Source organism: Streptomyces sp. GC420 (genome assembly GCF_009916105.1).
Taxonomy (GTDB): domain Bacteria; phylum Actinomycetota; class Actinomycetes; order Streptomycetales; family Streptomycetaceae; genus Streptomyces.
Genome location: NZ_JAAAXQ010000528.1, coordinates 1 through 4,152 on the forward strand (window position 1 = coordinate 1; position 4,152 = coordinate 4,152).

Here is a 4,152-nt window from a genome sequence, read left to right on the forward strand (position 1 = left end):
TTCCTGGTGTTCGGCACGGACGGGGCCGGAACGAAGGCCGGCGCCGTCGCCGCCACGGCGTCCCCGGACGCCTCGGAGGGCGGCTCCACCGCCGGATTCCGGGCATGGCGCGAGGAGTTGCGGACCGGCGGGGGCACGGCATCGAAGACGGCGGGCGCGGCCGGCCCGCCGCAGTGTTCGTACGGCGGGGGTGGCCTCGCCTGTGCGGCGCCCGGCACGAAGGCGACGGTTCTGGACCCGGCGACCGGCAAGAGCCTGTGGTCGGCCGAGGGAGCCGTGACGGAGTCGGGCGGTGCGGCGGTCGCGACCGCGCCCGTGCGGGCCGGCGGGCTGGTCTTCCCCGCTCCCGGCGGCGGTGCGACTCTGGAGGCGCTCGATCCCCGTACCGGTGAGGTGCGTTGGGACCTCGACGTCTCGGCGTACGGGGGGCGGGTCTACCTCGTCGGCGACAGCGTCCTCCTCGTCGCCGGGAACGGTGAGGTGACGGCGCGGGACGCGGCGACCGGTGAGGAGCGCTGGCGGCGCTCCCTGTCCGCCGAGTACTTCGCGACGCTGCCGTCCGCCGGGGCCTCGGGGCCCGTATACGCCGTCGCCCGGCACAGCAGTGCGGGAGGCGGGGGCGGGACGACGGTCACTGCCGTCGACCAGGCGACCGGCAAGGCCCTCTGGCAGCACCGCTTCGACGAGGTCCTCGACCCGGTCGACGTGTCCGGTACGACGCTCTACCTCACCGAGTCCGACAACAGCACGCGCACCACGGCGCTGGTCCGCTTCGACCCGCCGTCCGCCGGGAGCGGCACCGCCTCCGGCACGGCCCGCCGCGTTCCGCTCGACTTCCCGCTGCCCGACGCGCGGGCCGCCGTCCACGACGGCACGGCCTATCTGCTCGGGTACGGCGGCTCGCTCGTCGCCCTCGACACCGAGGGGGGCAAGGGCGAGCTGTGGCGGCTCGAGACCTCCGTCAGCCTGGCGTCCAGGCCCGTGGTCTCGGCCTCCGGCGACCGGCTCTACTTCGGCGCCGCCGACGGCCGGCTGATCGCCGTGGACACGGAACGGGCGACGATCACGGGCCAGACCGAGCCGCGGCTCGGCGGGGCGAAGGCCGCGGGCGGCGTCGTCAGCTCGGTGCCCGCTCCGCTGCTCGCCGGGGACGCGGTGATCGGCGCGGCACCGGACGGAAGCGTGTTCGCGGTCTCCGCCGAGGATCCCGCTGGCTGGTGACCGGGCGGGCCCGGGCCGCTGGTCAGGACCTGCTGCCGACGGAATCGCCCTGTCCCGCAACGGCCCCGGCCGCTCTCGGGCGCGGCCGCCTCTCCGCGCGGCCGCCTCTCGTTCGTCGTACGCCGCGCGCCGCCGCGATCTCCTTCTGTTGCTGCTCGGTCCGGCCGGCGCAGGGCCGGCGTGCGCCGGCTGATGCCGTCGATCTTGCGCCGCAGCTCGGTGAAGCGCAGCGAGCGGTCGTCGAGCCTCGGCGTCGGGCGCGAGCGGATGTGAGGCATCGAGGCACGGGGTGAAGGCCCCCGGCGATCGGCAACGCCGGGGGCCTTCACTCAGACGTACGAAGAAAACCCGCCCTTGGACTCAGCGACCCGGTGGCTCAGCCGAGTTTCGACACGTCCCGCACCGCGCCCTTGTCGGCGCTGGTCGCCATCGCGGCGTAGGCGCGCAGGGCCGCGGAGACCTTGCGGTCGCGGGCCTTCGGCGCGTACACGCCGTTCAGTTCCTCGCGACGGGCCGCCAGTTCCTCGTCCGGGACGAGGAGTTCGATCGAGCGGCCCGGGATGTCGATCCGAATCCGGTCCCCGTCCCGGACGAGCGCGATCGTGCCGCCGGAGGCCGCCTCGGGCGAGGCGTGGCCGATCGACAGGCCCGAAGTGCCGCCGGAGAAGCGGCCGTCGGTGATCAGGGCGCAGCTCTTGCCGAGGCCGCGGCCCTTCAGGAACGAGGTCGGGTAGAGCATCTCCTGCATGCCGGGGCCGCCCTTGGGGCCCTCGTAGCGGATGACCACCACGTCGCCGCGCGTGACCTCCTTGCGGAGGATCTTGTCGACGGCCTCCTCCTGCGACTCGCAGACGACCGCCGGGCCCTCGAAGGTCCAGATGGACTCGTCGACACCCGCCGTCTTCACGACGCAGCCGTCGACGGCCAGGTTGCCCTTGAGGACCGCGAGGCCGCCGTCCTTGGAGTACGCGTGCTCGGCGGAGCGGATGCAGCCGTTCTCGGCGTCCTCGTCCAGGGCCTCCCAGCGCTCGGACTGCGAGAAGGCGGTGGCGGAGCGGACACATCCCGGCGCCGCGTGCCACAGCTCGACGGCCTCGGGGGACGGCGAACCGCCGCGCACGTCCCAGGTCTTCAGCCAGTCGGCGAGGGACGGGCTGTGCACGGAGTACACGTCCTCGTTCAGGAGCCCGGCGCGGTGCAGCTCGCCGAGCAGGGCAGGGATGCCGCCGGCGCGGTGCACGTCCTCCATGTAGTACGTGCGGTCCTTGGCGACGTTCGGAGCGACCTTCGCCAGGCAGGGCACCCGGCGCGAGACGGCGTCGATCTCGTCGAGACCGAATTCCACGCCCGCCTCCTGGGCGGCGGCGAGCAGGTGCAGGATCGTGTTGGTCGAGCCGCCCATGGCGATGTCGAGCGCCATGGCGTTCTGGAAGGCCGCGAAGCCGGCCACGGCGCGCGGCAGGACCGTCTCGTCGCCCTGCTCGTAGTAGCGCCGGGTGATGTCGACGACCGTCCGCGCCGCGTTCTCGTACAGCGCCCTGCGGGCGGTGTGCGTGGCCAGGACCGAGCCGTTGCCGGGCAGCGAGAGGCCGATGGCCTCGGTCAGGCAGTTCATCGAGTTGGCGGTGAACATGCCGGAACACGAGCCGCAGGTCGGGCAGGCGTTCTCCTCGATACGGAGGATGTCCTCGTCCGAGATCTTGTCGTTGGCGGCGTCGGAGATCGCGTCGATCAGGTCGAGCGTGCGGACCGTGCCGTCGACGAGGGTCGCCCGGCCGGCCTCCATCGGGCCGCCGGAGACGAAGACGGTGGGGATGTTGAGGCGCAGCGCCGCCATCAGCATGCCGGGCGTGATCTTGTCGCAGTTGGAGATGCAGATCAGGGCGTCGGCGCAGTGCGCCTCCACCATGTACTCCACGGAGTCGGCGATCAGGTCCCGGGAGGGCAGGGAGTAGAGCATCCCGCCGTGTCCCATGGCGATGCCGTCGTCCACCGCGATGGTGTTGAACTCGCGCGGCACGGCGCCCGCGGCCTTGATGGCCTCGCTCACGATCCGGCCCACCGGCTGGAGGTGAGTGTGGCCGGGCACGAACTCGGTGAATGAGTTCGCCACGGCGATGATCGGCTTGCCGATGTCCTCGCTCGCTACACCGGAGGCCCTCATGAGGGCGCGGGCGCCCGCCATGTTGCGGCCGTGGGTGACGGTACGGGACCTCAGCTCGGGCACGGTGATCACTCCCTGGGGATCAGCACTGATAGGTCGAGCCTACGCCTCAGCTCCAAGATCTGGACACCTTGTCCGCAGTGCGGGACGCGCGGCTCACGAAGCGGGAACGCCTCCGGCGAGGGTCCCCGGCCCCGTCGCCCGCACCCACGCGGCACGCAATCGCCCCGCCCCGACGCCGGGCCCGGGGCCCGGCGGCGTACCGACCCACCGGAACGCCCGTCCGAGGACGGCCGCCCCGGCAAGCACCCGCCCCACCGAACCGGGCCCCGGGGCGGGCACCCGAACCCGGAGCGCAGGGGGCCAGGGGCCCACCCCCACCGAGTGCCCCGACCCGAACCGGGCCCGGGGGCCGAACCGAGGAGTGGGGTCGAGCCGATGCCGAAGGCCCGGGGGCCAGGGCCGCCCGTGTGAAGGCGGGGCGGGCCGACACCGGAGGCCCGCGCCCCGGAGCAGGGCCCAGGGCCGGATCCGGAGGCCGGAGAGCGGCCGGAGGTATGCGATGCCGCGCTCCCCCGGCCATAACTCCAGGGTGCGCGGCATCCATTCCCCCAGAAGCCCAGGAGAACCCGGACCGAGCGCCGGCTCCGGGGCCGGGGCCGGGGCCCACGCTGGGCTGAGAACCACCGGCCGGGGGCCAGGGCCGCCCGCGTGGTGGCCTGACCGAGCCGACGCCGGAGGCCAGGGCCGGAGGCCCGGGGCAGGGG

General features: G+C 73.9%; 2 protein-coding genes. One reads left to right on the plus strand and one right to left on the minus strand.

The window, feature by feature from the left end:
• Positions 1–1,221: PQQ-binding-like beta-propeller repeat protein (locus GUY61_RS35460; protein ID WP_166634424.1), on the plus strand; the 1,221-nt coding region annotated here is incomplete at its 5' end.
• Between the two features lie 376 nt (positions 1,222–1,597).
• Here GUY61_RS35460 and ilvD read toward each other — a convergent pair.
• Positions 1,598–3,448: a dihydroxy-acid dehydratase gene (gene ilvD / locus GUY61_RS35465; protein ID WP_166634425.1), complete on the minus strand. Its 1,851-nt coding sequence runs from the start codon at positions 3,446–3,448 to the stop codon at positions 1,598–1,600.
• Between the last annotated feature and the right edge of the window lie 704 nt (positions 3,449–4,152).